Here is a 24,133-nt window from a genome sequence, read left to right as displayed (position 1 = left end):
CTTACTCTTCGACCAGGTCGACGTCGATACCCAGAGAACGAATCTCACGGGTCAGTACTTTGAAGGATTCAGGCATACCTGCATCCATACGATAATCACCATCAACGATGTTTTTGTAGATCTTGGTCCGACCATTCACATCATCCGATTTCACAGTCAGCATTTCCTGCAGGGTGTAGGCAGCACCGTAAGCCTGCAGTGCCCAGACCTCCATCTCACCGAAACGCTGACCACCGAACTGGGCTTTACCACCCAACGGTTGTTGTGTGACCAGGCTGTAAGGACCGGTAGAACGGGCATGCATCTTGTCATCGACCAAGTGGTTCAGTTTCAGCATATGCATGTAACCGATGGTCACCGGACGGTGGAAGAATTCACCAGTACGGCCGTCAATCAGTTTCGCCTGACCACTGCGTGGCAGATCGGCCAGTTCCAGCATGTCCTTGATCTCATTTTCGTTGGCACCGTCGAACACCGGTGTCGCCAGTGGCACGCCGTCTTTCAGGTTCTTCGCCAGCTCGATGATTTCCTCATCAGTCAGGGAATCCAGATCTTCTTTCTTACCACTGGTGTTGTAGACCTTGTCCAGGAACTCACGCAGGTCGGAAACGGCTTTCTGCTGTTCCAGCATATCCTGGATCTTGTAACCCAGACCTTTCGCGGCCCAGCCCAGATGCACTTCCAGAATCTGACCGATGTTCATCCGTGAAGGTACACCCAACGGGTTCAGTACGATATCGACCGGACGGCCATCCTGGGTATATGGCATGTCTTCAACCGGTACGATGTTGGAAATAACACCTTTGTTACCGTGACGACCCGCCATCTTATCACCAGGCTGGATACGACGTTTCACAGCCAGGAACACTTTCACCATACGCTGAACGCCTGGTGCCAGATCATGACCTGAAGTCAGTTTCTCTTTCTTGTGTTCAAACGCTTCCTCCATTTCCTGACGGTACTGCTTGAGGTGGGCGTTGGCCTGTTCCAGCAGGGTATTAAGCTCTTCCGATTCCATCCGAATGTCGAACCATTTCGCATGCTCCAGACCTTGCAGATAGGCTTTAGTAAGCTTGGTGCCTTTCTTCAAATCAGGACCGGCTTCGGCGACTTTACCAGTCAACGCTCGCTCCAGTCGGGCAAACACGTCTTCGGTCAGGATACGGTTTTGGTCTTTAAGGTCGTTCCAGACTTTTTCCAGTTCGGCCTTTTCGATTTCCTGAGTTCGCTCGTCCTTTTCCACGCCGTCGCGGGTAAAGACCTGAACGTCAATCACTGTACCGTAAGTGCCTGATGGAACGCGTAAGGATGAATCTTTCACGTCTGCGGCTTTTTCACCGAAAATGGCACGCAGCAGCTTTTCTTCCGGTGTCAGCTGGGTCTCACCCTTGGGTGTCACTTTACCCACCAGGATATCACCCGGCTTGACTTCAGCACCCACGTAGACAATACCGGATTCGTCTAATTTGGACAGTGCGCTCTCGCTAACGTTCGGAATATCACTGGTGATTTCCTCGGTACCGAGTTTGGTGTCACGGGCCAGACAGTTCAGTTCCTGAATGTGAATGGTCGTGAAGCGATCTTCTTCCACCACTCGTTCAGAGACCAGAATGGAATCCTCGAAGTTGTAACCGTTCCAGGGCATGAAGGCGACCAGAATATTCTGACCCAGCGCCAGTTCACCTTTGTCGGTTGACGGACCATCGGCCAGTACATCGCCTGAAGCCACCTGATCACCCGGCTTCACAATCGGACGCTGGTTGATACAGGTGCTCTGATTGGAACGGGCATACTTAATCAGGTTGTAGATATCTACCCCTGATTCACCGGCTTCGGTCTCATCATCGTTAACACGAATAACGATACGGCTGGCGTCAACAGAGTCGACGAAACCACCACGTTTAGCGGTAACCATCACGCCGGAATCCTGTGCCACAACACGTTCGATACCGGTACCAACCAGCGGCTTGTCCGCACGCAGCGTCGGTACAGCCTGACGTTGCATGTTAGAACCCATCAGGGCGCGGTTGGCATCATCGTGTTCCAGGAATGGAATCAAGGACGCAGCCACAGACACCACCTGACGTGGTGAAACGTCCATCAGCTGCACCTGTTCAGATGGTGTCAGTGAGGATTCACCACGGTAACGGCAGTGGACCATGTTTTCGGCGATGGAACCATCTTCATTCAGTTCAATTGTCGCCTGGGCGATCTTGTATTCGCCTTCATCAATGGCAGACAGATAAACGATTTCATCAGTCGCTTTGGTGTCGATAACCTTACGATACGGGGTTTCAATAAAACCGTATTCGTTGGTACGGGCGTAAGTCGCCAGCGAGTTAATCAGACCGATGTTTGGACCTTCAGGGGTCTCGATCGGGCAGACACGACCGTAGTGAGTCGGGTGAACGTCACGCACCTCAAAGCCGGCACGTTCGCGTGTCAGACCACCCGGGCCTAATGCAGAAACACGACGCTTATGGGTGACTTCTGACAGCGGGTTGTTCTGGTCCATAAACTGTGACAGCTGACTGGAGCCGAAGAACTCTTTGATCGCTGCAGCGACAGGTTTAGCATTGATCAGCTGTTGCGGCATCAGGCCTTCAGACTCGGCAATGCTCAGACGCTCACGTACGGCACGCTCAACACGAACCAGACCAACACGGAACTGATTCTCAGCCATTTCACCAACACTACGTACACGACGGTTACCCAGGTGATCGATATCATCGACGACACCGTTGCCGTTACGAATTTTGATCAGCTCTTTCAACACGGCCAGGATATCATCCTTGGACAGGGTGCCCTCGCCTTCCATTTCTTCGCGACCCAGACGGCGGTTAAATTTCATCCGGCCGACACTGGACAGATCATAACGATCCAGGGTGAAGAACAGGCTGGTAAACAGATTTTCCGCGGCATCCTCTGTCGGCGGTTCGCCCGGACGCATCATGCGGTAGATTTCAATTTTGGCTTCCAGTTCACTGCGGGTTTCATCCAGACGCATGGTGTCCGACATGAACGGACCGTCGTCCAGATCGTTGGAGTAGATCGTTTCAATTTCATTGATATCGAAACGAGCAAAGGCTTCCAGCAGCTCTGTGGTGATTTCATCGTTGGCATTAGCCAACAGCTCACCGGTTTCCGGATCAACCATATCTTTGGCAACGACTTTACCCACCAGGAAGCTGGTCGGTACGGTCAGGCTGTTCATACCGGCTTTTTCCATACGACGGATATGACGGCCGGTGATCTGACGCTCAGCTTCAACAATCACTTCACCGTCTGGATCGACGATATCAAATGGCACAGACTGACCACGCAGACGAGCCGGTTCCAGCGCCATTTCGAAATCATCGCCCTTACGGACAAAGCTATCGTTGCTGAAGAAAATTTCCAGCATTTCCTGGTTACTGTATCCCAGCGCGCGCAGCAGAATAGTGGCAGGCAGTTTGCGACGACGGTCGATACGGACGAAGACAGAATCTTTCGGATCGAACTCGAAGTCGAGCCAGGAACCACGGTAAGGGATAACACGGGCGTTATAGAGGATCTTGCCCGAGGAGTGAGTTTTGCCGCGATCGCTGTCGAAGAACACACCGGGTGAACGGTGCAGTTGCGACACGATAACGCGTTCGGTACCGTTGATGACGAAGTTACCTTTCTCGGTCATCAGCGGGATTTCACCCATGTAAACTTCCTGCTCTTTGATGTCTTTAACGACTTTTTGCTTGGCAGGGGCATCTTTGTCATAAATGACCAGACGCATTTTGACTCTCAGAGGTGCGGCATAAGTGACACCGCGCAGTTGGCACTCTTTCACATCAAATGATGGGGTGCCAAGGCGATAGCTGACATATTGCAGCTCTGCCATGCCGGTATGGCTCTTGATAGGGAACACTGATTCAAAAGCAGCGTGTAGCCCTTTTGCCCCGCGTTCATCTGCAGCGACGCCCATTTGCAGGAAGTCTTGGTAAGAGTTAACCTGCGTAGCAAGCAGATTGGGAACATTCAAGACAATTGGACGTTTGCCAAAATCTTTACGAATCCGTTTTTTCTCGGTAAACGTATAGGCCATGTATTACACCTCGAAGAACGTCCTGATTTCACGGCGGTGAAATCCAGGAAAGATTGTTTTGTTAATGACCGGCAAAACCGCCCGGCCTGCAACGGAAAAAGGCCGGTGACCAAAATCACCAGCCATTTTCTTTTTCGCGGTGGTCCGCAGACCACCGCGACCGATGCGATGCTTACTTAAGTTCAGCAGCTGCACCAGCTTCAGTCAGTTGTTTGACGAGGTCTTCTGCTTCAGCTTTTTCAACGCCTTCTTTCACTGTAGCAGGTACGCCTTCAACCATTTCTTTGGCTTCTTTCAGGCCCAGACCAGTGATGCCACGAACAACTTTGATGACGCCGACTTTGTTATCACCGAAGCTGGTCATAACAACGTCGAATTCAGTTTGTTCAGCGGCAGCAGCGCCACCTTCAGCAGGAGCAGCAGCAACAGCAGCAACAGGTGCTGCAGCAGTCACGCCAAATTTTTCTTCCATTGCTTCGATCAGATCAACGACCTCAACAACAGTCATGTTGGAAATTGCTTCCAGGATATCGTCTTTAGATACAGCCATGATAATTACCTATTTCAAGCTTACAGAATTTATAAATTTGCCTAATCCAACTCGGATTAAGCGGCTTCTTTCGCGTCGCGGACAGCCGCGAACGTACGTACCATCTTGCTGGTAGGTGCTTGCAGCGTACGAACAAATTTCTCGATTGGCGCCTTGAGCGTACCCATGAACATGCTGATTGCCTGTTCTTTGGTCGGCATCTTAGCCAGTTTTTCGATTTCGCTGGCTGGCAGCAGTTTGCCGCCCAGTGAAACCATTTTTACTTCGAGGTTTTTGTTGTTTTTAGCAAAGTCACCCATGACACGTGCAACGGCACCTGGATCTTCCATAGAAAAACCAAATACCAGCGGGCCAGTCATTCCTTCCTGCATGCAGGCGAAATCAGTACCGTCTACCGCACGGCGAGCCAGTGTGTTACGAATAACGCGCAGGTAAACATTTTCCTTACGCGCTGCAACACGCAGCTCTGTCATTTCTGAAACAGTCAAACCACGGTATTCTGCTGCAACAGCAGAAAACGCGTTGCTTGCTACTTCAGAGACCTCAGCAACGACGGCCTTTTTACCTTCGAGATTTAAAGCCACCTAAGACCTCCTTAGGTTCATCCATTACTGGATGAATAGTTGCTAAACGGAAGTGTTGCCACTCCCCCCTTTACGGTATCCAACTCAGAAATTCTGCAGCTGAACCCGTCTGCGCAGGCCGCCCCATTCACATGGGTCAATTAAAATTGCTTACCTGCGGTCTTAGACGACTCGCCACCGAGAACGGTGACGAGCGGTCCAATTCGTTTGATAAATCTTAGCCGAGGAAAGATTTATCGACAGTAACACCGGCACCCATGGTGCTGGAGACACTGATTTTCTTAATGTATGTACCTTTGGCTGAGCTCGGCTTCAGCTTGTTCAGGTCATCGATCAACGCCTGCAGGTTTTGACGCAGCGCGTCAATTTCAAAGCTGGCATTACCGATTGGGCAGTGAATGATACCTGCCTTGTCAGTACGGTAGCGAACCTGGCCGGCTTTGGCGTTTTTTACCGCTTCAGCGACGTTCGGCGTAACCGTACCAACTTTCGGGTTTGGCATCAGGCCACGAGGCCCCAGAACCTGGCCCAGTTGACCGACAATACGCATCGCATCCGGTGTGGCGATGACAACGTCAAAGTCCATGTTGCCTTTCTTGATGTCTTCGGCCAGATCTTCGAAACCGATGACGTCTGCGCCGGCTTCTTTTGCTGCGTCAGCATTAGCGCCCTGGGCGAAAACAGCAACGCGAACGGTCTTGCCGGTGCCGTTTGGCATCACAGTAGAGCTACGAACGACCTGGTCAGATTTACGCGGGTCTACGCCCAGGTTAATTGACACGTCGATAGACTCAACGAATTTGGCAGAAGCGTTTTCTTTAACAAATGCCAGAGCGTCGTCGATAGCAAAGGCACCAGCGCCTTTCAATTTCTCGCGGATGGCGAGTGTTCTTTTACCTAAAGCAGCCATTACTCAACACCCTCCGTGTTCAGACCCATGCTACGTGCAGTACCTGCGATCGTTTTGACAGCAGCTTCAAGATCAGCCGCATTCAGATCAGGCATTTTGGTGTTGGCAATTTCTTCCAACTGTGCACGTGTAACCGTACCGACTTTCTCGGTATTAGGACGGCTGCTGCCGCTTTTCAGACCGGCCGCTTTTTTCAGCAGGATAGAAGCTGGCGGGGTTTTGGTTACAAAGGTAAAGCTCTTGTCGTTAAAAACAGTGATAACGACAGGAATAGGCAGACCATTTTCCAGGTTCTGTGTCTGCGCGTTAAACGCTTTACAGAATTCCATGATATTCAGGCCGTGCTGACCCAGAGCAGGACCAACCGGTGGACTTGGGTTAGCACCACCTGCCGGCACTTGCAGCTTGATATAAGCTTCAATTTTCTTTGCCATGTTTACTCCTTACGGGTACAAACGCCTTGCGGCTCCCCAGTGATAAAAACCAGTTAAACTGGACTTGCTTTGCCAGCCTAGCCTTTGACGACCTGGCTGAATTCAAGCTCAACCGGTGTTGAGCGGCCAAAGATGACCACTTCAACCCGCAGCTTGCTTTTCTCGTAATTCACTTCTTCTACAACACCGGTGAAGTCATTAAACGGACCGTCAATCACACGGACCACTTCACCCGGCTCGAACAACACTTTCGGACGCGGGCTTTCAGCCGTATCCTGAACGCGTTGCAGAATGGTATTGGCTTCTGCTTCGCTGATTGGCGCCGGGCGGTCACCAGTACCCCCGATAAAACGCAGGACGCGAGGCAGATCATTCACGATGTGCCAGGTTTCATCATCCATTTCCATATTCACCAGCACGTAGCCGGGGAAGAATTTGCGTTCACTTTTACGCTTCTGGCCTTCTTTCATTTCCACGACTTCTTCAGTCGGAACCAGAATTTCGCCAAACTTATCCTGCAGGCCAAGACGATTAATGCGCTCTTCAAGAGAACGTTTCACTTGTGCTTCAAAGCCTGAATAAGCTTGAATGACATACCAACGTTTGCTCATTAGGAACCCTGTATTATAGCGTCAGAGCGCGGACCGCCCAACCCAGAATAGAATCGATACCCCACAGCATCAGCGCGACAAGCATGACCATCAAAATGACAACCAATGTGGTTTGCAGTGTTTCCTGGCGTGTTGGCCAGACCACTTTTCGCACTTCGATATTGGTATCACGTATGTAAGACAGCGTGTTTGCACCAACAGCCGTCTTAGATGCGATGAACAAGGAAATACCTGCCACAGCCAACAGACCGAGGACGCGAAGCAATGTTGAATACTCTGAGTAGGTATAAAACAAAGCAATCGCAGCCGCCATTAAGACGACTGCGACTATTAATTTGATGTTGTCTGCCATTATTATTCGATAATTATCCGTTTTGAGGAAAACATAAGATGGCAGGCCAGGAGGGAATCGAACCCCCAACCTACGGTTTTGGAGACCGTCGCTCTGCCAATTGAGCTACTGGCCTATCCTATGCTCTCAAAAATGCTGAGCGCCGATGCGCTCAGCATGGTGGCATCCTTCAGCTTACTTCGTGATCTTACTGACGACACCGGCACCAACGGTGCGGCCACCTTCACGAATAGCAAAACGCAGGCCTTCTTCCATCGCGATTGGTGCGATCAAAGTTACGTCCATTTTGACGTTATCACCTGGCATAACCATTTCAGTACCTGATGGCAGTTCACATGCACCAGTTACGTCGGTGGTACGGAAGTAGAACTGTGGACGATAGCCATTAAAGAATGGGGTATGACGACCACCTTCATCTTTCGACAGGATGTAAACTTCCGCTTCAAACTCAGTGTGTGGCGTGATAGTACCCGGGTGAGCCAGAACCTGGCCACGGTCAACTTCTTCACGCTTAGTACCACGCAGCAGAACACCAACGTTGTCACCGGCTTGACCTTGGTCCAGCAGTTTGCGGAACATTTCAACACCAGTACAAGTGGTTTTCTGGGTGTCTTTGATACCCACGATTTCCAGCTCGTCACCCACTTTAACGATGCCGCGCTCAACACGACCGGTCACAACAGTACCGCGACCAGAGATTGAGAATACGTCTTCAATCGGCATCAGGAACGCACCGTCAACAGCACGCTCTGGCTCTGGGAAATACTCGTCCATCGCTTCGGCCAGCTTGATGATAGAAGGAGCACCGATTTCGCTGGTGTCGCCTTCCAGTGCTTTCAGCGCAGAACCGACGATGATTGGCGTGTCATCACCTGGGAAGTCATAGGTGTCAAGCAGTTCACGAACTTCCATTTCAACCAGTTCGATCAGCTCAGCATCATCAACCATGTCTGCTTTGTTCAGATATACGATGATGTACGGAACGCCAACCTGACGAGACAGCAGAATGTGCTCACGGGTTTGTGGCATCGGGCCATCAGCTGCGTTTACAACCAGGATGGCGCCGTCCATCTGAGCCGCGCCGGTGATCATGTTTTTAACATAGTCGGCGTGACCTGGGCAGTCTACGTGAGCGTAGTGGCGGTTTGGAGTTTCGTACTCAACGTGGGCGGTTGCAATGGTAATACCACGCTCACGTTCTTCAGGTGCGTTATCGATATCCGCATAGTCCTTGAACTCACCACCAGAAGCTTCACCCAATACTTTGGTCAGCGCTGCTGTCAAAGTGGTTTTACCATGGTCAACGTGACCGATAGTGCCCACGTTGACGTGGGGTTTAGAACGTTCAAATTTTGTTTTAGACATGACCAGTCTCCCCGCCAATAATTTTTTAATGTCAAAAAATCAAACAGGCAGGAACAACCTGCCTAATCAAAATCAATTATGGAGCCCGCAATCAGAATCGAACTGATGACCTCATCCTTACCATGGATGCGCTCTACCGACTGAGCTATGCGGGCCGAATTCTTTTTACTGTATCTTCCAAGCAGAAAATGGAGCGGGTGATGGGAATCGAACCCACGTAGTCAGCTTGGAAGGCTGGAGTTCTACCATTGAACTACACCCGCTTAATAGTAAACTCGCAAATACTAAATGGTGGAGGGGGGAGGATTCGAACCTCCGAAGGCGGAGCCGTCAGATTTACAGTCTGATCCCTTTGGCCACTCGGGAACCCCTCCACTAAAAGAAGTGGCATTTTCCGGAAAAGCCTGACCGTTGTCAACACTTAAAATCAGCCAATTTCCAAGAAGCCGCTTATTTGCATGGGTAGAACTGACATTCTCCCCGACACACTGCAGCGCCAAACCCAACATAGTATACTAATCGGCTCTTCTTTACAGCCTAATTTTCACAGGAGTCATTTATGGAGCAGTACCGTGGTACGACTATTCTCTCGTACCGTCGTGACGGCCAGGTTGTGATCGGCGGCGATGGTCAGGTCAGTCTCGGCAACACTATTATGAAAGGCAATGCCCGCAAAGTACGTCGTCTCTACCACGGCAAAGTGATTGCTGGTTTTGCCGGCGGCACCGCAGATGCTTTTACTTTGTTTGAACGTTTCGAAGGCAAACTGGAAAAGCACCAGGGCAATCTGACCCGCAGTGCCTTGGAACTGGCCAAGGACTGGCGTACTGACCGTATGATGCGGCGGCTCGAAGCGCTCCTGGCTGTCGCTGATCACGAGGTATCTCTGATTATTTCCGGTAACGGTGATGTGATCGAACCCGAGCAGGGACTGATTGCCATCGGTTCCGGCGGCCCCTTTGCCCAGGCGGCAGCAACAGCCTTAGCGGAGAACACCGAATTATCTGCCCGCGAGATTGTTGAGAAAGGCTTGAATATTGCCGCCGACATCTGCATCTATACCAATCACAACCTCACTATTGAAACGTTGGATTCCAATAATTAATGACTATGCAATCTCTGACTCCAAAACAAATCGTCCACGAACTTAATAAACGCATTATCGGCCAGGAAGCAGCCAAGAAAGCTGTCGCCATTGCGCTGCGTAATCGTTGGCGGCGCAAACAACTCGGTCATGAACTGCAACAGGAAGTCACCCCCAAGAACATTCTGATGATTGGCCCCACCGGTGTCGGCAAAACTGAGATCGCCCGTCGGCTGGCAGCCCTGGCTGATGCGCCCTTTATCAAGGTGGAAGCCACTAAATTCACGGAAGTGGGATACGTCGGTCGCGATGTTGAGTCCATCATCCGTGACCTGGCGGAAACTGCGATGAAGCTGTTGCGGGAAAAAGCCATTAAGTCAGTGAAAAATAAAGCTGAAGATGCTGCTGAAGAACGTATTCTGGATGCTCTGCTACGCCCTGCACGGGACGTTGAGTCCGACGAGGATTCATCTACCCGCCAGCGCTTCCGGGTAATGCTGCGCGAAGGCAAACTCGATGACCGCGAAGTCGAACTGGAACTCAACGCGCCACAAGTCGGTGTTGAAATCATGTCTCCACCTGGCATGGAGGAGATGACCAACCAGTTGCAGGAGATGTTTCAGAACATGGGCCAGCAACGCAAAAGCACGCGCAAACTGACTGTCGCCAAAGCCATGCGTCAACTGGCTGAAGAGGAAGCCTTGAAACTTATCAATGAGGAAGAACTTAAGGCTGAAGTGCTCGACAGCGTGGAACAGAATGGCATCGTGTTTCTCGATGAAATCGACAAAATTACTGGCCGCGGTGAAGGCAGTGGTAGTGCCGATGTCTCACGGGCTGGTGTTCAGCGTGACTTGCTACCACTGGTTGAGGGCAGCACGGTGCAGACCAAATACGGCATGATCAAAACCGATCACATTCTGTTCATCGCTTCCGGCGCCTTCCATCTGAGCAAACCTTCTGATCTGATACCGGAACTGCAGGGTCGCCTGCCTATCCGGGTGGAACTGGATGCCCTGACCAGCGCCGATTTCGTCCGTATCCTCACCGAACCCGATGCTTCTCTGACAGAACAGTACGTCGCCCTGATGGGGACCGAAGGTGTGGAACTCGAGTTTACCGACGACGGTATCCAGCGTATTGCCGAGCTGGCCTGGGAGGTCAATGAAAAGACCGAGAATATCGGTGCCCGCCGACTGCACACACTATTGGAAAGACTGCTGGAAGATATTTCCTATAACGCCGGTAGTGAACTGAACTTCCGGGTGACTGTCGATAAAGCCTATGTTGATAAACAGCTGGGCGAACTGGCACAGGATGAAGATCTGTCCCGTTACATACTGTAGGAAGCACAATGTCCGAACACGCAATTCCAACTGAAATCACCCTGCATAAGCAGTCCAAAAGCCTGGGGCTGGCTTATGGGGACCAACAATATAAGCTGACTGCCGAATATCTGCGGGTCTTCTCGCCATCTGCAGAAGTACGCGGTCATGGACCCGGTCAGGAAGTGTTACAGACTGACAAGGAAAATGTGGGCATCAATCAGATAGAACCAGTGGGCCATTACGCCATTAAGATTTATTTCGATGATGGCCATGACAGTGGTCTGTATTCATGGGATTATCTGTACGATCTCGCCACCAATCAGGACGCGCTGTGGCAGGACTACCTACAACGCCTGGCTGACGCCGGTCATCATCGTCATTAGGACAAACATGGAACACAAAGACACCACCCATTTTGGTTACCGCCAAGTCCCGGTCTCGGACAAAGCCCGTCACGTTGCCGAGGTTTTTCATTCTGTCGCCGGCAAATACGATCTGATGAATGATCTGATGTCGATGGGCATTCACCGCCTGTGGAAGTGGTTTACCGTCAATAACAGTGGTGTCAGACGTGGTGCAAAAGTATTGGACCTGGCCGGTGGCACGGGTGATTTGACCCGCAAATTTTCAGAGATGGTCGGTGACAGCGGAAAAGTGGTATTGGCCGATATCAATGCCTCCATGCTCAGTGTCGGCCGGGACCGGCTGACTGATGATGGCGTGGTCGGCAATATCGAGTATGTGCAGGCCAATGCCGAGGCACTGCCGTTCCCTGATAACAGCTTTGATTGCATTACCATGGCCTTCGGCCTGCGTAATGTGACCGATAAGGATAAGGCACTGGCCTCGATGTATCGGGTGCTCAAACCCGGCGGTCAATTGATGGTACTGGAATTTTCCAAACCTGCCGACTGGCTGGCCAAGGCTTACGATGCCTATTCTTTCCACCTGCTGCCCAGAATCGGCAAAGTCATTACCGGCGACGAGGACAGTTACCGCTACCTGGCGGAATCCATCCGCATGCATCCGGACCAGGACACCCTGAAACAGATGATGGATACCGCAGGTTTCGAACGAACTCAGTATCACAATATGACTGCCGGTATTGTGGCGCTGCACCGGGGATACAAATTCTGATATGGCGGGCCTGCTGACACCGATTGAACGGGCTGTGAATGCTGCGCTGCGGCAGGATCCGGATACCTGCGATCGTCTCAAGGCTTTTGAACAGCGAACCATCGTGGTTCACATCACCGACCTGCATCAGTTTGTTCACATTACTTTTGACCGGCAATCCATCAAATTAAGTCACAATGATGATGAAGGCACAGACCTGCTTATCGCCGGCAGCAGCTTTTCCCTGCTTAAACTGGGCGAGCACCCGGATAATCTGTTTTCTTCAGAAATCCGTATTCATGGTGATGTCCAGTTTGCCAAGCAATTACAGGATCTGCTGGACGGGTTTGATTTCGACTGGGAACAGCAACTGGCCAGAATCACCGGTGATGTGGTTGCGCAACCACTCGCCTACGGCCTGCGGCAGGGTTTCGGCTGGCTACGCGACAGCAGCCAGTCTCTGCAACAAAGCCTGTCTGAATACCTGCGCGAAGAAGCCCAGTTATTGCCGGATAAAATTCAGATTGAAGACTATATGCAGGCTGTTGACAGACTCCGTGCCGACTGTGATCGCCTCGAAGCGCGGATTAAGCGGCTGGAAAACAAGTCATGATCTCACTCAGCACAACCATAAGGAGCCCTGAATGAAGGCCAGTCAGTTTGCCCGACTGATTCAAATTAATCATGTGCTGGCCAGACACCGTCTGGATGAGGTGATTAAGGCGATTCATCTGCTCAGACCGCTACGCTATCTCAGCTTCCTGTCTCCCAACCGCTGGCGCCGTTCCAGTGGCCTGCCACGTGGTGAACGATTACGGGTGGCATTACAGGACCTGGGGCCGATTTTTGTTAAGTTCGGCCAGGTTCTGTCTACACGCCGCGACTTGCTGCCACCTGATGTGGCCGACTCCCTCGCTAAATTACAGGATCAGGTCGCGCCCTTCCCCGCCGAGCAGGCCCGCGAACTGATTGAGCAGGCTTATGATGAACCGCTTAATAATCATTTCGCGCATATCGAACCGGAGCCCCTGGCCTCTGCCTCGATCGCCCAGGTCCATGCCGCCCGGTTGGTTAACGGCGAAGAAGTGGTCATCAAACTGGTCCGCCCGGGTATCGAACCACTGATCCGCCGCGATATCGATTTGCTCTATACCATCGCCGGTTTTGCCGAGCGTTACTGGTCGGAAGGTAAACGTCTGCGCCCCAGAGAAATTGTTGCCGAACTGGAAAAGAACCTGTTCGACGAGTTGGATATGCTACGTGAAGCATCTTCTGCCTCGCAGCTGCAGCGCAATTTTGAGGGCACCAAACTGCTCTACGTGCCCAGGGTTTACTGGTCCCTGACCCGCACCAACCTGTTGGTACAGGAACGCATTTACGGCATGCCCATCAGCGATGTGCAGGGGCTGAGAGATCGTGGCGTGAATATGGCCAGACTGGCTGAAATCGGGGTCGAAATCTTCTTCACCCAGGTGTTCAAACACAGTTTCTTCCATGCTGATATGCATCCGGGCAACATTATGGTCGACATCAACGACCCGGAAAACCCACGCTACGTTGCCGTTGACTTCGGCATTATGGGCACGCTGTCACCCGATGATCAGCGCTATCTGGCAGAAAACTTCCTGGCCTTTTTCAATCATGATTACCGGCGGGTTGCCGAACTGCATATTCAATCTGGCTGGGTACCGGCCAATACTCGACTCGATGAGTTCGAAGCAGCTATCCGCAGTGTCTGTGAACCGATTTTTGCCCGGCCACTGAAAGATATTTCTTTCGGTCAGTTGCTGTTAAGACTGTTTCAGACTGCGCGCCGCTTTAACATGGAAGTGCAGCCACAGCTGGTCCTACTGCAGAAAACCCTGCTTAATATCGAAGGTCTGGGTCGTGAGCTATACCCGGATCTGGATTTGTGGCAAAGTGCCAAACCCATTCTTGAACACTGGATGAAAGAAAAACTGGGCTGGAAAGCAGCGATGAAAACCCTGCAACAGGAAGCGCCACACTGGGCTGAAACCCTGCCGCAGATGCCGCGTCTGCTGCATGATTTAAGCAATAAGGCCCAGCAAGGCAAACTGCATGTGAATTTATCCTCCAGCGATCTGGAGAAACTGCAACAGGAAATCCGCCAGTCCAGTTACCGCACGGCCGCAGCAACCAGCGGCGCGGCTTTTCTGGTCGGCGCCGCCGTGATGAAGGGGCTGGATGGCTATGCCCCCACCATGCTCGGCGGCCTGCCCATATTGAGCTGGGTATTCGGAATATGGGGTATCGCCCTGCTCTATTTCAGTCTTAGCAATAGAAATTAACGCTTATGTTTAGATTTATCGCCCTGATTCTGGGCATTATCCTGCTGGGCACGATGGGACTGGGTATTCTGGTTCTTGCCGTTTTCGGCGTTATCATTGGCCTAATCTATGCCGCCATCACCGGCCGCATGCCGCAGTTCAATTTCAGTCTGAACCCACTCAAGTCGCAGCAACGCCAGGCGGTATTTCTGGAAACCGTGTTTGTACTGATGGGCAAACTGGCCAAAGCCGATGGCCGCATCTCCCAGATTGAGATTGATCACGTCGAAGCTTTTATCCAGAAAATGGGGATGTCGGCTGAACATCGTCAGGAAGCAATTCGCCAGTTCAAACGCGGTGCCGACCCTGGCTTCGATATCAAGCCGACACTGGACAACTTCATGACCCACTGCGGCCGCAGCTTTAATCTGAGACAGGTGCTGCTGGTCTATCTCACCGTCATGGCGCTCGCTGACGGTCAGCTGGATCCATCTGAACGCCAGATTCTGGAGCAGATTGCCGCCCATCTCGGCTACAGTCAGGCAGAATTCAAGCGCATTCTGGAAATGGTGTTGAGTCAGGCTCACTTCTCCAGCGGGCAGCAGCAGTATCGTCAGCCCGGGCGCTCCAGCGCCAGCGACCTGGATGATGCCTACAAAGCGCTGGGCGTCAGCAAAGAAGCCAGTAATCAGGAAATCAAACGTGCCTACCGCAAACTGATGAGCCAGTATCATCCGGATAAATTAACCGGCCAGGGTGTGCCGGAAGATATGATCGCGGTCGCCACCGAGCAGGCCAAGGAGATTCAGGTGGCTTATGATTTGATAAAGAAGCACCGGGGGATTTAGCAGCTTATTCAGACCTCCTCCGGTTTCCACTACTCAAAAACATTTAATCTTTCAGATACAGATTTCGCCTTGAGGGCGAGTCAGGGATTTGCGCGGCCAAATCCCTAACAACCCTAGGCCGCCCCACTGTGCTGGCCTGCGGCTTCACTGCGTTGCTCGGTTTATCTTGGGATTGGACAAAACTCGCTGCGCTCACAAATTTGTCTGGAACAAATTTGGACGACAGGGGCGCCCGAAGGGTGAGTGGCAGGGATGCCACGAATCAGACACTGCCCAATCCTTATCCAGATACCCCTGCGCTACTCGTCAGCACAAAGGGGAAATAGGGAACGCTTTTCGCCCCGTGTTATTGCCGCCAAAAATTAGGCTTGTTTGATGGGTTAAGTGGTCGAGTGTTTGAGCGTAGCGAGTTGTCGACCACGCCATCAAAGAAGGTTAATTTTTGGATGAAGGCAATAGCGGGTGCCTTTTTCTTTGGTTCGTTTATTTTGGGCAAACAAAATAAATGAACGCCCCGCGGCAGCGTCCCAGCTTGGATAGAGAGCATTCGGGCTTAAAACTTGAACCAGAGTTACAAATAACTTAATTGCAGGCTGATTGAGAAAGCCCTGCGGCGGCAGTATCAGAACAACCCGGTGATCTGCCCCTGATCATCAATATCAATCCGCTCTGCTGCCGGACGCTTGGGCAGCCCGGGCATGGTCATGACATCACCACAGAGTACGACCAGAAAACCAGCACCATGTGACAGTCTGACATCACGAACCGTCAGGGTGTGTCCGTCTGCCACACCGCGCAGATTAGCATCGCTACTGAAGGAATAAGGCGTTTTCGCCATGCAGACCGGAATATCACCATGCTGCTCGTTAAGCATGCTGATTTTGTCCATGACTTTTTTATCGGCCACAACCTGGCCAGCGCCGTAGAGTCGCTTGGCAACTGAGCTAATTTTGTCCCACAGTGGCAGTTCATCGGCATAGAGGAATTCACAGGCCTCGGCGTCCTGTTCCAGCATAGCAACAACACGCTGGGCCAGTTCTTCCGCTCCGGCGCCACCATTGGCCCAGTGTCTGGCCAGGATCGCTTCGGCACCCATGTCTTTCACCGCAGACTGAATCAGTGCAATCTCGGCATCGGTGTCATTCACAAAATGATTGATAGCCACCACGCAGCGCAGGCCGAATTCCTGTTGCAGATTATTCAGGTGCCGCTGCAGATTTCTGAGGCCAGCTTTAAGGGCATCAAGATTCTCTTTGCCCAGTTCTTTCAGGCCCAGACCGCCGTGGTATTTTAATGCTTTCACGGTGGCGACAACGACCGCCATATCCGGTTTAATACCGGCTTTGCGGCACTTGATATTGATAAACTTTTCCGCGCCCAGATCAGCACCAAACCCAGCTTCGGTCACCACATAATCACTGAGTTTCAGAGCCATCTTGGTAGAAACCACCGAGTTACAGCCATGAGCGATGTTAGCGAAGGGACCGCCATGGACAAAGGCTGGATTATTTTCCAGGGTCTGCACCAGGTTGGGCTTAATCGCTTCTTTCAGCAGCGCGGCCATGGCACCGTGCGCCTGAAGCTCTCGGGCATAGCGTGGCGTGCCGTCGGTGGAGTAGCCTATCAAAATCTCACCCAGCCGGGTTTTGAGTTCCTGTAAAGAATTGGACAGGCAGAAAATCGCCATGACCTCGGAGGCGACAACAATATCAAAACGGTCTTCACGCAAATAACCATTAGCAGTGCCGCCCATACCGACGACAATATCGCGCAGCGCGCGATCGTTCATATCCAGCACCCGCTGCCAGGCAATACGGCGGGCATCGAGCTGCAAGTCATTACCGTGGTGGATATGGTTATCGATCATCGCTGCCAACAGATTGTGCGCTGCAGCAATCGCATGCAGGTCACCGGTGAAATGCAGATTGATATCCTCCATCGGCACGACCTGAGCATAACCGCCGCCGGCGGCACCGCCCTTGACACCGAAACAGGGCCCCATTGATGGCTCGCGGACACAGACCAGAGATTGTTTGCCGATGCGGTTGAGTGCGTCACTCAAACCAATGGTGGTGGTGGTTTTGCCTTCACCGGCCGGGGTCGGACTGATCGCGGTCACCAGTATCAGTTTCCCGTCGGGACGATCGGCCAGTTCATCCAGCACATCCAGAGAGACTTTGGCCTTGTAGCGACCGTAGGGATCGAGATGTTCCGAGGCAATGCCCAGTCGCTCTCCGGCAAGGCCGGTCACTTCCTGCATCGTTGCCTGTTGTGCGATTTCGATATCAGACATGATTTCCCTGCTGTTTATTCTAAGCCAGCATTATACGCGACTTGGCTGCCTTGTCCTGTCCGGACTATTCGCCCCAGCGTGGCATCAGGCTGTGTTCAATACCGGTCTGATCCAGAATACGGGCGACCACAAAATCCACCACTTCCTGCAGGCTGCCCGGTCGGAAATAAAACCCGGGGCTGGGCGGCAAAATGCAAACGCCCAGTCGCGCCAGTTTCAGCATATTTTCCAGGTGAATGGCAGAAAACGGCGCTTCCCTTGGCACCAAGATTAATTTGCGATTCTCTTTCAGCATCACATCCGCGGCACGATTAATCAAATTATCGCTCTGGCCACAGGCAATCGCTGACAAAGTGCCCATGGTGCAGGGGCAGACAATCATCGTTGGCACCCGGTGTGAGCCACTTGCCAGCGGTGCGGACCACTGCTGTTCACCATAGACTTTTAGCTGCTCAGGCTGACACTGGAACTGCTCACTGAGAAGAGTCTGAACATCTCCGGCACGGGCAGGCAGTTTCCAGTCCAGTTCATCTGCCAGCACAATACGGCCCGCAGCTGAAATCATCAGGTGCACGGTGATGCCGCTTTGCAGCAAAATTTCCAGTAATCGTTTTGCGTAGGGCGCGCCTGAGGCCCCGGTAATAGCGAGTGCAATCTGTTTATTATCGGTCATCGTGATGCCAACGCCTCCAGAATTTTCTGGTGGATACCACCGAAGCCGCCGTTACTCATGACCAGAATTTCATCGCCCTGCCCCGCTTCTTTCTGCAGCGCTGTGACGATGCCATCCACGGAATCATGCACACTGACATGATCGCCCAGACTCTCGGTGACCTGTTTCAGAGACCACTTGAGACCGGCATCCTGAAACAGCAGCACCCGGTCGGCCTGGATCAGTGACTGCGCCAAGGCATCCTGATGCACGCCCATTTTCATCGTATTGGATCTCGGTTCCAATACTGCGACCAGTTTGCGGTTACCGATACGCGCCCGCAGTCCGGCAATCGTGGTGGCAATCGCCGTCGGGTGATGGGCAAAATCATCATAGACACGGATATTGTCGACTTCACCGCGCAGTTCCAGCCGGCGTTTGACGCCGACAAACTCAGATAAAGCTTTGGCCGCATGTTCCAGAGTCACACCCACATGACGGGCGGCGGCGATAGCGGCAAGCGCATTGCTGACATTATGCTGCCCCAGCATATTCCAGCGAACAATCGCGGTCTGGTCTTCGAAGCGAACCTCAAACTCACTGCCGTCTTTATTGAGTAAATCGGCCTGCCAGTCGCCGTCATGACCCAGTATCTGTCTGGGGGTCCAGCAGCCCATTTCGAATACCTGATCAATGGCCTTTTCCTGCGGTGAAACAATCAGCCCCTCAGAAGGCACAGTTCTGACCAGGTGGTGGACCTGTTTCTGAATCGCCGCCAGATCATCAAAAATATCGGCATGATCAAACTCGAGATTATTGATGATCAGCGTGCGTGGCTGATAGTGAACAAACTTGGAGCGTTTATCGAAAAAGGCCGTGTCATATTCATCCGCCTCGATTACAAAAAAAGGCGTGTTGCCGAGTCTGGCTGTTTCACCGAAATTATCCGGCACGCCGCCAATCAAAAAACCCGGCGACATACCGGCGTGTTCCAGTATCCAGGCCAGCAGACTACTCGTCGTAGTCTTGCCATGGGTACCCGATACGCCCAGCACCCAGCGACCACGCAGTACATTTTCTGCCAGCCATTGCGGCCCGGAGACATAAGGCAGACCTTTATTAAGGACATATTCCACCGCCGGGTTACCGCGGGTCATGGCATTGCCCATCACCACCAGATCCGGTGCCGGTTCCAGATGAGCGGGTTCATAGCCCTCCATCACATCAATGCCGGCCGAAGCCAGTTGATCGCTCATCGGCGGGTAGACATTGGTATCACTGCCGCTGACGGTGATGCCCAGTTCTCTCGCCAATAGCGCAAGACCGCCCATAAACGTACCGCAGATACCGAGAATATGAATATGCATCAATGCACCCCAGAGAATAACAAAGCAGGATCAGCCAGCGAATTCCGGATCAACGGCGATACCGGAAATAGTCAGCCCCACCACGACCAGTGACAAAATGGTATAGGCCACGGTCAGAATGGCGGCCATGCCGGGCCTGATTTCCAGTGAGTGACGGAAAATATGGGCGGTAATAAACAGACTCCAGAACATCAGAATCAAAACCAAGAGCAATATCAGACTGGTGAGTTGACCCTGCCCCTCAAACTGGCGGAAAAGTATGAAAACCGGCAAACCAAACAGCCCCATAATGGCACCGGTGCCGGCCATCGCCGTGGCTGTCTGTAGAAAACGTTCGCTAAAGCCACGAACTGAGAGCAGTAACCAGCAGACAGCAAGTAAAAGCAGTGTATCACTGAGACTGGCTGAGAGCGCGGCGGACCAGGGATGATCCACATGGCTGACCATGGCACCTATGGAAAAATAAATCAGACAAACCAGTTTCAACAACCAGTGAGATGCCGGCACATCCGCGGGGCCTGCCTTAAAAAGGCAGATCTGAAAGAAACGCTGCAATAAAATCATGGAGGCATGATACCCCGTCACCTGCAGTGAACAAAGTGTTAAATCCGGGCCTTTCTATGCTGATAAACGCCGCTCCCCAAAAACCCTGGCCCAGACAGGATTAATTTGCAGTAAATACTCAAGTCAGCCTGCCTGCGACCGATACTAAGAATAACTCGGTAGGTATTGGACTATGACGGATAAATCCCTGGAACTTGAAATGCGCCTGGTGATGGAGGGGCTGGAAGAACTGGCCACCTTCAGCAGCTATCACTGCCAGCTTGCGCATTGCCGGATCCTCAGCGTAGAAACAGTGGAAGAAGCCGCACAACGCGAACTCGCTGAAAACAGTCAAAATGTCATCACCCTGGAGTCCCGTCGACGGCATCAGTCTCCGACCTTTATCAGCAAGGCCCTGCGCTTTCGTGATCGCCACTCCTTTTCATAAAAAAGCCCGGTAAACCCGGGCTTTTTTGTAATCGCCATGCCATTAGACCTGACTACCGTCAGGATTCACATTCTCATCATCTTCTTTCACTGGTGGTAGCAGATCTTCCTTGCTGACCCCCATTACCAGGATGGTGTTACTGGCAATGTAGATAGACGAGTAAGTACCAATCACAATGCCGAACAGCAAGGCTATCGAGAAGGCATGAATGACCTCACCGCCAAAAATGAACAACGCCATCACCACCAGCAATGTCGTCAAGGACGTCATCAACGTCCGGCTCAGTGTATCGTTCAGGGCGGCGTTGACAATTTCCACTGATGTGCCTTTACGCATCCGCAAGAAGGTTTCACGGATCCGGTCGAACACCACGATGGTATCGTTAAGCGAGTAACCAATAATCGCCAGAATCGCTGCCAATACTGTCAGGTCAAACTCGATACGCGTGAGCGAGAAAAAGCCTAGGGTGATGACAACGTCATGTATCAATGCCACCACCGAACCGATAGCGAAACGATATTCAAAGCGCAGCGATACATAGATCAGAATACCGATGAGGGCATAGAGCATGGCCAGTCCACCCTGCTCGGTCAATTCATCACCAACCTGCGGGCCGACAAACTCGACCCGGCGCACATCAATTTCGGTCTCGTTTTTACTCTGTAGCATCGCCACGACTTCATTGCTGAGCTCGGCCATATTCTGGGTTTCAATCACTGGCAGACGAATCAGCACATCATGGATTGAACCGAAGTTCTGCACCGTCGCTTCCGGATAACCGCCCTCAGAAAGATCCTGACGAAGTTGGTTAAGGTCGACCTGCTCCTTGTAGCCCAACTCGATCATGGTACCGCCAGTGAAGTCGATACCGAAGTTCAGGCCCTGCGTCACCAGAGAGCCGACGGATAAAATAACTAAAATGATCGAAAACACCGCTGCCAGCAGGCGTTTCGACATGAAATTGATATGGGTTTCGTTGGATAAAAACTGCATGTCTGGTAAATCCTAAATTGACAGCTTGGGTTTATGCTGACGACCGTAAATCAGGTTGACCACGGAACGTGTGCCCATGATCGCGGTAAACATCGAGGTAATAATCCCGAGTGACAGGGTCACGGCAAAGCCTTTGATCGAACCGGTCCCAAAGCCGAACAGGACAATCGCTGCAATCAGGGTGGTGATATTGGCGTCGGCGATGGTCGAGAACGCTTTACCATAACCACTGTTAATACTGGCTTGCGGACTGTTGCCATTTCTGAGCTCCTCGCGGATCCGCTCAAAGATGAGCACGTTGGCATCTACCGCCATACCAACTGTCAACACGATACCCGCAATACCCGGCAAGGTCAGGGTCGCCTGCAGCATCGACAGCAGCGCCACGATGAAAATCAGGTTGGCAGCCAGGGCCAGGTTGGCGACAAAGCCGAAGACTTTATACCAGAGCAACATGAACACCAGAACAAAGGCAAAACCGATCATGACCGAGGCAAAGCCCTGGTCGATATTGTCCTGACCCAGGCTCGGACCGACGGTACGCTCTTCGACGATTTCAATCGGCGCCGCCAGGGCACCGGCACGCAGCAGCAGTGCGAGATCACGCGCTTCGGTTGTACTATCGAGTCCGGTAATCTGGAATTTTTTACTCAACTGATCGCGGATGGTCGCGACATTGATAATTTCAGGCACCTGGCGGCGGACTTTTGTCAGTTCGCCATCGATTTCCTTGGTTTCTGTTTTGGACTCAATAAACACCACCGCCATCGGGTTACCGATGTTGTCGCGGGTGATATTACTGAAGATCCGCGCCCCTTTCCCGTCCAGGGTGACCGATACCGCTGGCGAACCCGACTGCGGGTCCAGTGTGGACTGTGCGTTGATGACATGTTCACCGGTCAGCATCACCCGCTTGTTGAGCAGATAAGGCCGGCCGTCACGGTGATAAAACAGTTCGGAATTCGGTGGTACACGGCCGTTGACCGCATCCTGAACATCACTCTCAAAATCGACCAGGCGGAATTCCAGCGTCGCGGTGGCACCCAGAATTTTCTTGGCCTGAGCGGTATCCTGAACACCGGGCAGTTGCACCACGATACGGTTTTCACCCTGCTGCTGAACGGTCGGCTCTGCCACCCCCAGTTCGTTGATCCGGTTGCGCAGTGTGGTGATGTTCTGCTGCAAGGCCAGGCGTTTGGTTTCCCGCAGATTCACGTCATCAAGTTGCATCACCAGGGCAGGGTCGGTTGTGTCCTCTGCCGTATTGACCAGTAACGCATTAATTTCATTACTGATGAGCGTCTCTGCCGCATCGCGATCTTCTGCATTGCGGAATACGACGATGAGCTGCTGCTCTTCCACTTTGATTTGCTTGTAGCGGATTTTTTCATCACGCAACAGCAATCTCAGGTCACTGCCATAACCATCCAGCGCTTGTTTGACTGCCGCAAACATGTCGACTTCCATCAGGAAGTGCACGCCGCCCCGCAGATCAAGACCCAGGTTCATTGGCTCAGCGCCCAGCGATGCCAGCCAATCCGGCGTCGTTGGTGCCAGATTCAGTGCGATAATGTAATCACCGGTCAACGTCTGGTTCAGTACTTCCTTGGCCTGCAACTGGCTGTCGGCTGATGTCAGTCGAACCAGCAGCTTGTCATCTTCCAGTTCGATGCCTTTATAGTCGATTCCGGCTTCTTTCAGCGCGGTTTCGGCTGTGTCAGCCAGCGCCAGATCCACTGTGGCGGACCGACCTGCCGAAATCTGCACCGCCGGATCATCACCAAACAGATTGGGCATGGCAAAAATAGTGGCAACAATCAGTACGATAAGAACCAGCAGGTTCTTCCACATTGGATATCGGTTCATTATAAATTCCTGGTTTTTGAAACCGTTTTTCAGGTGGGAGGATTACAGCTTTTTCAGTGTACCTTTAGGCAACACAGCATTGATTGATTCACGGCGCACTTTAACTTCAACGCCCTCAGCAATCTGAACTGTGATCGCGTTGTCCGTGATTTCCAGAATCTTGCCCATCAGGCCGCCATCTGTGACCACTTCGTCACCTTTTGACAGTGCAGATTGCATGGCACGGTGCTCTTTCGCCCGTTTTTGCTGGGGACGAATCAGCATGACGTAGAACAGCACCAGCAGCAGGATAGGGAAAGCAAAGTCGAGCAGACCGGGAGATGCCGCAGCCTGACTTTCAACAGCACCAGCATGGGCAGCAGAAATGAAAAAGTCCATCATGTGTCCTCAAGTTCAACAATAAAAAGAAACCGATTATGCCAC

Annotated in this window: 24 protein-coding genes and 4 tRNA genes; 8 read left to right on the top strand and 20 right to left on the bottom strand. The window is 52.1% G+C overall.

Translation table 11 applies throughout. From position 1 onward, the window contains the following. Position 1 precedes the first annotated feature (1 nt). The 13 genes from rpoB to OMQ46_RS15470 form a co-directional block, all read right to left on the bottom strand. Positions 2 to 4,078, bottom strand: a complete 4,077-nt coding sequence (gene rpoB / locus OMQ46_RS15530; protein ID WP_266238369.1) for a DNA-directed RNA polymerase subunit beta — start codon at positions 4,076 to 4,078, stop codon at positions 2 to 4. 3 nt (positions 4,079 to 4,081) lie between these two features. Next, a complete protein-coding gene (locus tag OMQ46_RS15525) occupies positions 4,082 to 4,273 on the bottom strand; it encodes a hypothetical protein (protein WP_266238367.1) in 192 nt (63 codons plus the stop codon). After that, positions 4,251 to 4,628 (bottom strand): 50S ribosomal protein L7/L12, encoded by a 378-nt coding sequence (rplL, locus tag OMQ46_RS15520; RefSeq protein WP_266238365.1) that lies wholly within the window; start codon positions 4,626 to 4,628, stop codon positions 4,251 to 4,253. Before rplL ends, OMQ46_RS15525 begins: the two co-directional genes overlap by 23 nt. 56 nt (positions 4,629 to 4,684) lie before the next feature. After that, on the bottom strand, positions 4,685 to 5,212 hold the full coding sequence (gene rplJ, locus OMQ46_RS15515; protein WP_266238363.1) for a 50S ribosomal protein L10: 528 nt from the start codon (positions 5,210 to 5,212) through the stop codon (positions 4,685 to 4,687). 217 nt (positions 5,213 to 5,429) lie between these two features. Next, entirely contained in the window at positions 5,430 to 6,122 is a 693-nt protein-coding gene (gene rplA, locus OMQ46_RS15510) for a 50S ribosomal protein L1 (RefSeq protein WP_266238361.1), read from the bottom strand. Then, entirely contained in the window at positions 6,122 to 6,556 is a 435-nt protein-coding gene (gene rplK / locus OMQ46_RS15505) for a 50S ribosomal protein L11 (RefSeq protein WP_266238360.1), read from the bottom strand. The genes rplA and rplK overlap by 1 nt, the downstream gene beginning before the upstream one ends. A 77-nt stretch (positions 6,557 to 6,633) precedes the next feature. Beyond that, on the bottom strand, positions 6,634 to 7,167 hold the full coding sequence (gene nusG / locus OMQ46_RS15500; protein WP_266238358.1) for a transcription termination/antitermination protein NusG: 534 nt from the start codon (positions 7,165 to 7,167) through the stop codon (positions 6,634 to 6,636). 13 nt (positions 7,168 to 7,180) lie between these two features. Next, positions 7,181 to 7,519 carry a preprotein translocase subunit SecE gene (gene secE, locus OMQ46_RS15495; protein ID WP_266238357.1) on the bottom strand — a complete coding sequence of 113 codons (339 nt, stop codon included), beginning with the start codon at positions 7,517 to 7,519 and terminating at the stop codon, positions 7,181 to 7,183. A 39-nt stretch (positions 7,520 to 7,558) separates the two neighbouring features. Further along, a tRNA-Trp gene (locus OMQ46_RS15490) sits at positions 7,559 to 7,634 on the bottom strand. A 59-nt stretch (positions 7,635 to 7,693) separates the two neighbouring features. After that, positions 7,694 to 8,884: an elongation factor Tu gene (gene tuf, locus OMQ46_RS15485; RefSeq protein WP_266238356.1), complete on the bottom strand. Its 1,191-nt coding sequence runs from the start codon at positions 8,882 to 8,884 to the stop codon at positions 7,694 to 7,696. Between the two features lie 79 nt (positions 8,885 to 8,963). Next, positions 8,964 to 9,039, bottom strand: a tRNA-Thr gene (locus OMQ46_RS15480). Positions 9,040 to 9,073: 34 nt separating this feature from the next. Beyond that, positions 9,074 to 9,147 (bottom strand) — tRNA-Gly (locus OMQ46_RS15475). A gap of 26 nt (positions 9,148 to 9,173) precedes the next feature. Next, positions 9,174 to 9,258 (bottom strand) — tRNA-Tyr (locus OMQ46_RS15470). Between the two features lie 185 nt (positions 9,259 to 9,443). Here OMQ46_RS15470 and hslV point away from each other — a divergent pair. From hslV to djlA, 7 genes are read left to right on the top strand one after another with little or no spacing between them, the layout of a single operon-like run. Then, entirely contained in the window at positions 9,444 to 9,989 is a 546-nt protein-coding gene (hslV, locus tag OMQ46_RS15465; protein WP_266238355.1) for an ATP-dependent protease subunit HslV, read from the top strand. Between the two features lie 5 nt (positions 9,990 to 9,994). Further along, on the top strand, positions 9,995 to 11,314 hold the full coding sequence (hslU, locus tag OMQ46_RS15460) for an ATP-dependent protease ATPase subunit HslU (protein WP_266238420.1): 1,320 nt from the start codon (positions 9,995 to 9,997) through the stop codon (positions 11,312 to 11,314). 8 nt (positions 11,315 to 11,322) lie between these two features. Beyond that, positions 11,323 to 11,679: a DUF971 domain-containing protein gene (locus OMQ46_RS15455; protein WP_266238354.1), complete on the top strand. Its 357-nt coding sequence runs from the start codon at positions 11,323 to 11,325 to the stop codon at positions 11,677 to 11,679. Between the two features lie 7 nt (positions 11,680 to 11,686). After that, positions 11,687 to 12,433 (top strand): bifunctional demethylmenaquinone methyltransferase/2-methoxy-6-polyprenyl-1,4-benzoquinol methylase UbiE, encoded by a 747-nt coding sequence (ubiE, locus tag OMQ46_RS15450; protein ID WP_266238353.1) that lies wholly within the window; start codon positions 11,687 to 11,689, stop codon positions 12,431 to 12,433. A gap of 1 nt (position 12,434) precedes the next feature. Beyond that, on the top strand, positions 12,435 to 13,025 hold the full coding sequence (locus OMQ46_RS15445; protein WP_266238352.1) for a ubiquinone biosynthesis accessory factor UbiJ: 591 nt from the start codon (positions 12,435 to 12,437) through the stop codon (positions 13,023 to 13,025). A gap of 31 nt (positions 13,026 to 13,056) precedes the next feature. Further along, positions 13,057 to 14,721: a ubiquinone biosynthesis regulatory protein kinase UbiB gene (gene ubiB, locus OMQ46_RS15440; RefSeq protein ID WP_266238350.1), complete on the top strand. Its 1,665-nt coding sequence runs from the start codon at positions 13,057 to 13,059 to the stop codon at positions 14,719 to 14,721. A gap of 5 nt (positions 14,722 to 14,726) precedes the next feature. Then, on the top strand, positions 14,727 to 15,548 hold the full coding sequence (djlA, locus tag OMQ46_RS15435; RefSeq protein ID WP_266238348.1) for a co-chaperone DjlA: 822 nt from the start codon (positions 14,727 to 14,729) through the stop codon (positions 15,546 to 15,548). 622 nt (positions 15,549 to 16,170) lie between these two features. Here the strand turns inward: djlA and OMQ46_RS15430 are convergent. The 4 genes from OMQ46_RS15430 to OMQ46_RS15415 all read right to left on the bottom strand — a co-directional run bounded on the left by OMQ46_RS15430 (position 16,171) and on the right by OMQ46_RS15415 (position 20,367). Further along, positions 16,171 to 17,841 (bottom strand): formate--tetrahydrofolate ligase, encoded by a 1,671-nt coding sequence (locus OMQ46_RS15430; protein WP_266238346.1) that lies wholly within the window; start codon positions 17,839 to 17,841, stop codon positions 16,171 to 16,173. A gap of 64 nt (positions 17,842 to 17,905) precedes the next feature. Next, positions 17,906 to 18,514, bottom strand: a complete 609-nt coding sequence (locus OMQ46_RS15425; RefSeq protein ID WP_266238345.1) for a UbiX family flavin prenyltransferase — start codon at positions 18,512 to 18,514, stop codon at positions 17,906 to 17,908. Next, the gene (gene mpl / locus OMQ46_RS15420; RefSeq protein ID WP_266238343.1) at positions 18,511 to 19,860 is read right to left on the bottom strand and encodes a UDP-N-acetylmuramate:L-alanyl-gamma-D-glutamyl-meso-diaminopimelate ligase; all 1,350 of its coding nucleotides are present in this window, start codon (positions 19,858 to 19,860) and stop codon (positions 18,511 to 18,513) included. The genes OMQ46_RS15425 and mpl overlap by 4 nt, the downstream gene beginning before the upstream one ends. 30 nt (positions 19,861 to 19,890) lie before the next feature. Next, positions 19,891 to 20,367 (bottom strand): hypothetical protein, encoded by a 477-nt coding sequence (locus tag OMQ46_RS15415; protein WP_266238341.1) that lies wholly within the window; start codon positions 20,365 to 20,367, stop codon positions 19,891 to 19,893. 229 nt (positions 20,368 to 20,596) lie between these two features. Between OMQ46_RS15415 and OMQ46_RS15410 the strand changes: the two genes are divergently transcribed. Next, positions 20,597 to 20,851 (top strand): hypothetical protein, encoded by a 255-nt coding sequence (locus OMQ46_RS15410; RefSeq protein WP_266238340.1) that lies wholly within the window; start codon positions 20,597 to 20,599, stop codon positions 20,849 to 20,851. Positions 20,852 to 20,893: 42 nt separating this feature from the next. Here the strand turns inward: OMQ46_RS15410 and secF are convergent, their stop codons facing one another. From secF to yajC, 3 genes are read right to left on the bottom strand one after another with little or no spacing between them, the layout of a single operon-like run. Beyond that, positions 20,894 to 21,844, bottom strand: a complete 951-nt coding sequence (gene secF / locus OMQ46_RS15405; RefSeq protein WP_266238338.1) for a protein translocase subunit SecF — start codon at positions 21,842 to 21,844, stop codon at positions 20,894 to 20,896. A 12-nt stretch (positions 21,845 to 21,856) separates the two neighbouring features. Next, complete coding sequence (gene secD / locus OMQ46_RS15400; protein WP_266238336.1) at positions 21,857 to 23,710, bottom strand: protein translocase subunit SecD; 1,854 nt, start codon at positions 23,708 to 23,710, stop codon at positions 21,857 to 21,859. Positions 23,711 to 23,752: 42 nt separating this feature from the next. After that, complete coding sequence (yajC, locus tag OMQ46_RS15395; protein WP_266238419.1) at positions 23,753 to 24,088, bottom strand: preprotein translocase subunit YajC; 336 nt, start codon at positions 24,086 to 24,088, stop codon at positions 23,753 to 23,755. Between the last annotated feature and the right edge of the window lie 45 nt (positions 24,089 to 24,133).

This window comes from Methylophaga sp. OBS1 (genome assembly GCF_026319365.1).
Note: the sequence above shows the minus strand (reverse complement) of the source record. Positions and strands in the feature narration are given on the sequence as shown.

What these genes read in the sequence shown, in the direction of transcription:
- rpoB (WP_266238369.1), bottom strand. Translation starts at nt 4,078, where the DNA reads ATGGCCTATACGTTTACCGAGAAAAAACGGATTCGTAAAGATTTTGGC.
- rplL (WP_266238365.1), bottom strand. Translation starts at nt 4,628, where the DNA reads ATGGCTGTATCTAAAGACGATATCCTGGAAGCAATTTCCAACATGACT.
- rplA (WP_266238361.1), bottom strand. Translation starts at nt 6,122, where the DNA reads ATGGCTGCTTTAGGTAAAAGAACACTCGCCATCCGCGAGAAATTGAAA.
- rplK (WP_266238360.1), bottom strand. Translation starts at nt 6,556, where the DNA reads ATGGCAAAGAAAATTGAAGCTTATATCAAGCTGCAAGTGCCGGCAGGT.
- nusG (WP_266238358.1), bottom strand. Translation starts at nt 7,167, where the DNA reads ATGAGCAAACGTTGGTATGTCATTCAAGCTTATTCAGGCTTTGAAGCA.
- secE (WP_266238357.1), bottom strand. Translation starts at nt 7,519, where the DNA reads ATGGCAGACAACATCAAATTAATAGTCGCAGTCGTCTTAATGGCGGCT.
- tuf (WP_266238356.1), bottom strand. Translation starts at nt 8,884, where the DNA reads ATGTCTAAAACAAAATTTGAACGTTCTAAACCCCACGTCAACGTGGGC.
- hslV (WP_266238355.1), top strand. Translation starts at nt 9,444, where the DNA reads ATGGAGCAGTACCGTGGTACGACTATTCTCTCGTACCGTCGTGACGGC.
- hslU (WP_266238420.1), top strand. Translation starts at nt 9,995, where the DNA reads ATGCAATCTCTGACTCCAAAACAAATCGTCCACGAACTTAATAAACGC.
- OMQ46_RS15455 (WP_266238354.1), top strand. Translation starts at nt 11,323, where the DNA reads ATGTCCGAACACGCAATTCCAACTGAAATCACCCTGCATAAGCAGTCC.
- ubiE (WP_266238353.1), top strand. Translation starts at nt 11,687, where the DNA reads ATGGAACACAAAGACACCACCCATTTTGGTTACCGCCAAGTCCCGGTC.
- OMQ46_RS15445 (WP_266238352.1), top strand. Translation starts at nt 12,435, where the DNA reads ATGGCGGGCCTGCTGACACCGATTGAACGGGCTGTGAATGCTGCGCTG.
- ubiB (WP_266238350.1), top strand. Translation starts at nt 13,057, where the DNA reads ATGAAGGCCAGTCAGTTTGCCCGACTGATTCAAATTAATCATGTGCTG.
- djlA (WP_266238348.1), top strand. Translation starts at nt 14,727, where the DNA reads ATGTTTAGATTTATCGCCCTGATTCTGGGCATTATCCTGCTGGGCACG.
- OMQ46_RS15430 (WP_266238346.1), bottom strand. Translation starts at nt 17,841, where the DNA reads ATGTCTGATATCGAAATCGCACAACAGGCAACGATGCAGGAAGTGACC.
- OMQ46_RS15425 (WP_266238345.1), bottom strand. Translation starts at nt 18,514, where the DNA reads ATGACCGATAATAAACAGATTGCACTCGCTATTACCGGGGCCTCAGGC.
- mpl (WP_266238343.1), bottom strand. Translation starts at nt 19,860, where the DNA reads ATGCATATTCATATTCTCGGTATCTGCGGTACGTTTATGGGCGGTCTT.
- OMQ46_RS15410 (WP_266238340.1), top strand. Translation starts at nt 20,597, where the DNA reads ATGACGGATAAATCCCTGGAACTTGAAATGCGCCTGGTGATGGAGGGG.
- secF (WP_266238338.1), bottom strand. Translation starts at nt 21,844, where the DNA reads ATGCAGTTTTTATCCAACGAAACCCATATCAATTTCATGTCGAAACGC.
- secD (WP_266238336.1), bottom strand. Translation starts at nt 23,710, where the DNA reads ATGAACCGATATCCAATGTGGAAGAACCTGCTGGTTCTTATCGTACTG.
- yajC (WP_266238419.1), bottom strand. Translation starts at nt 24,088, where the DNA reads ATGGACTTTTTCATTTCTGCTGCCCATGCTGGTGCTGTTGAAAGTCAG.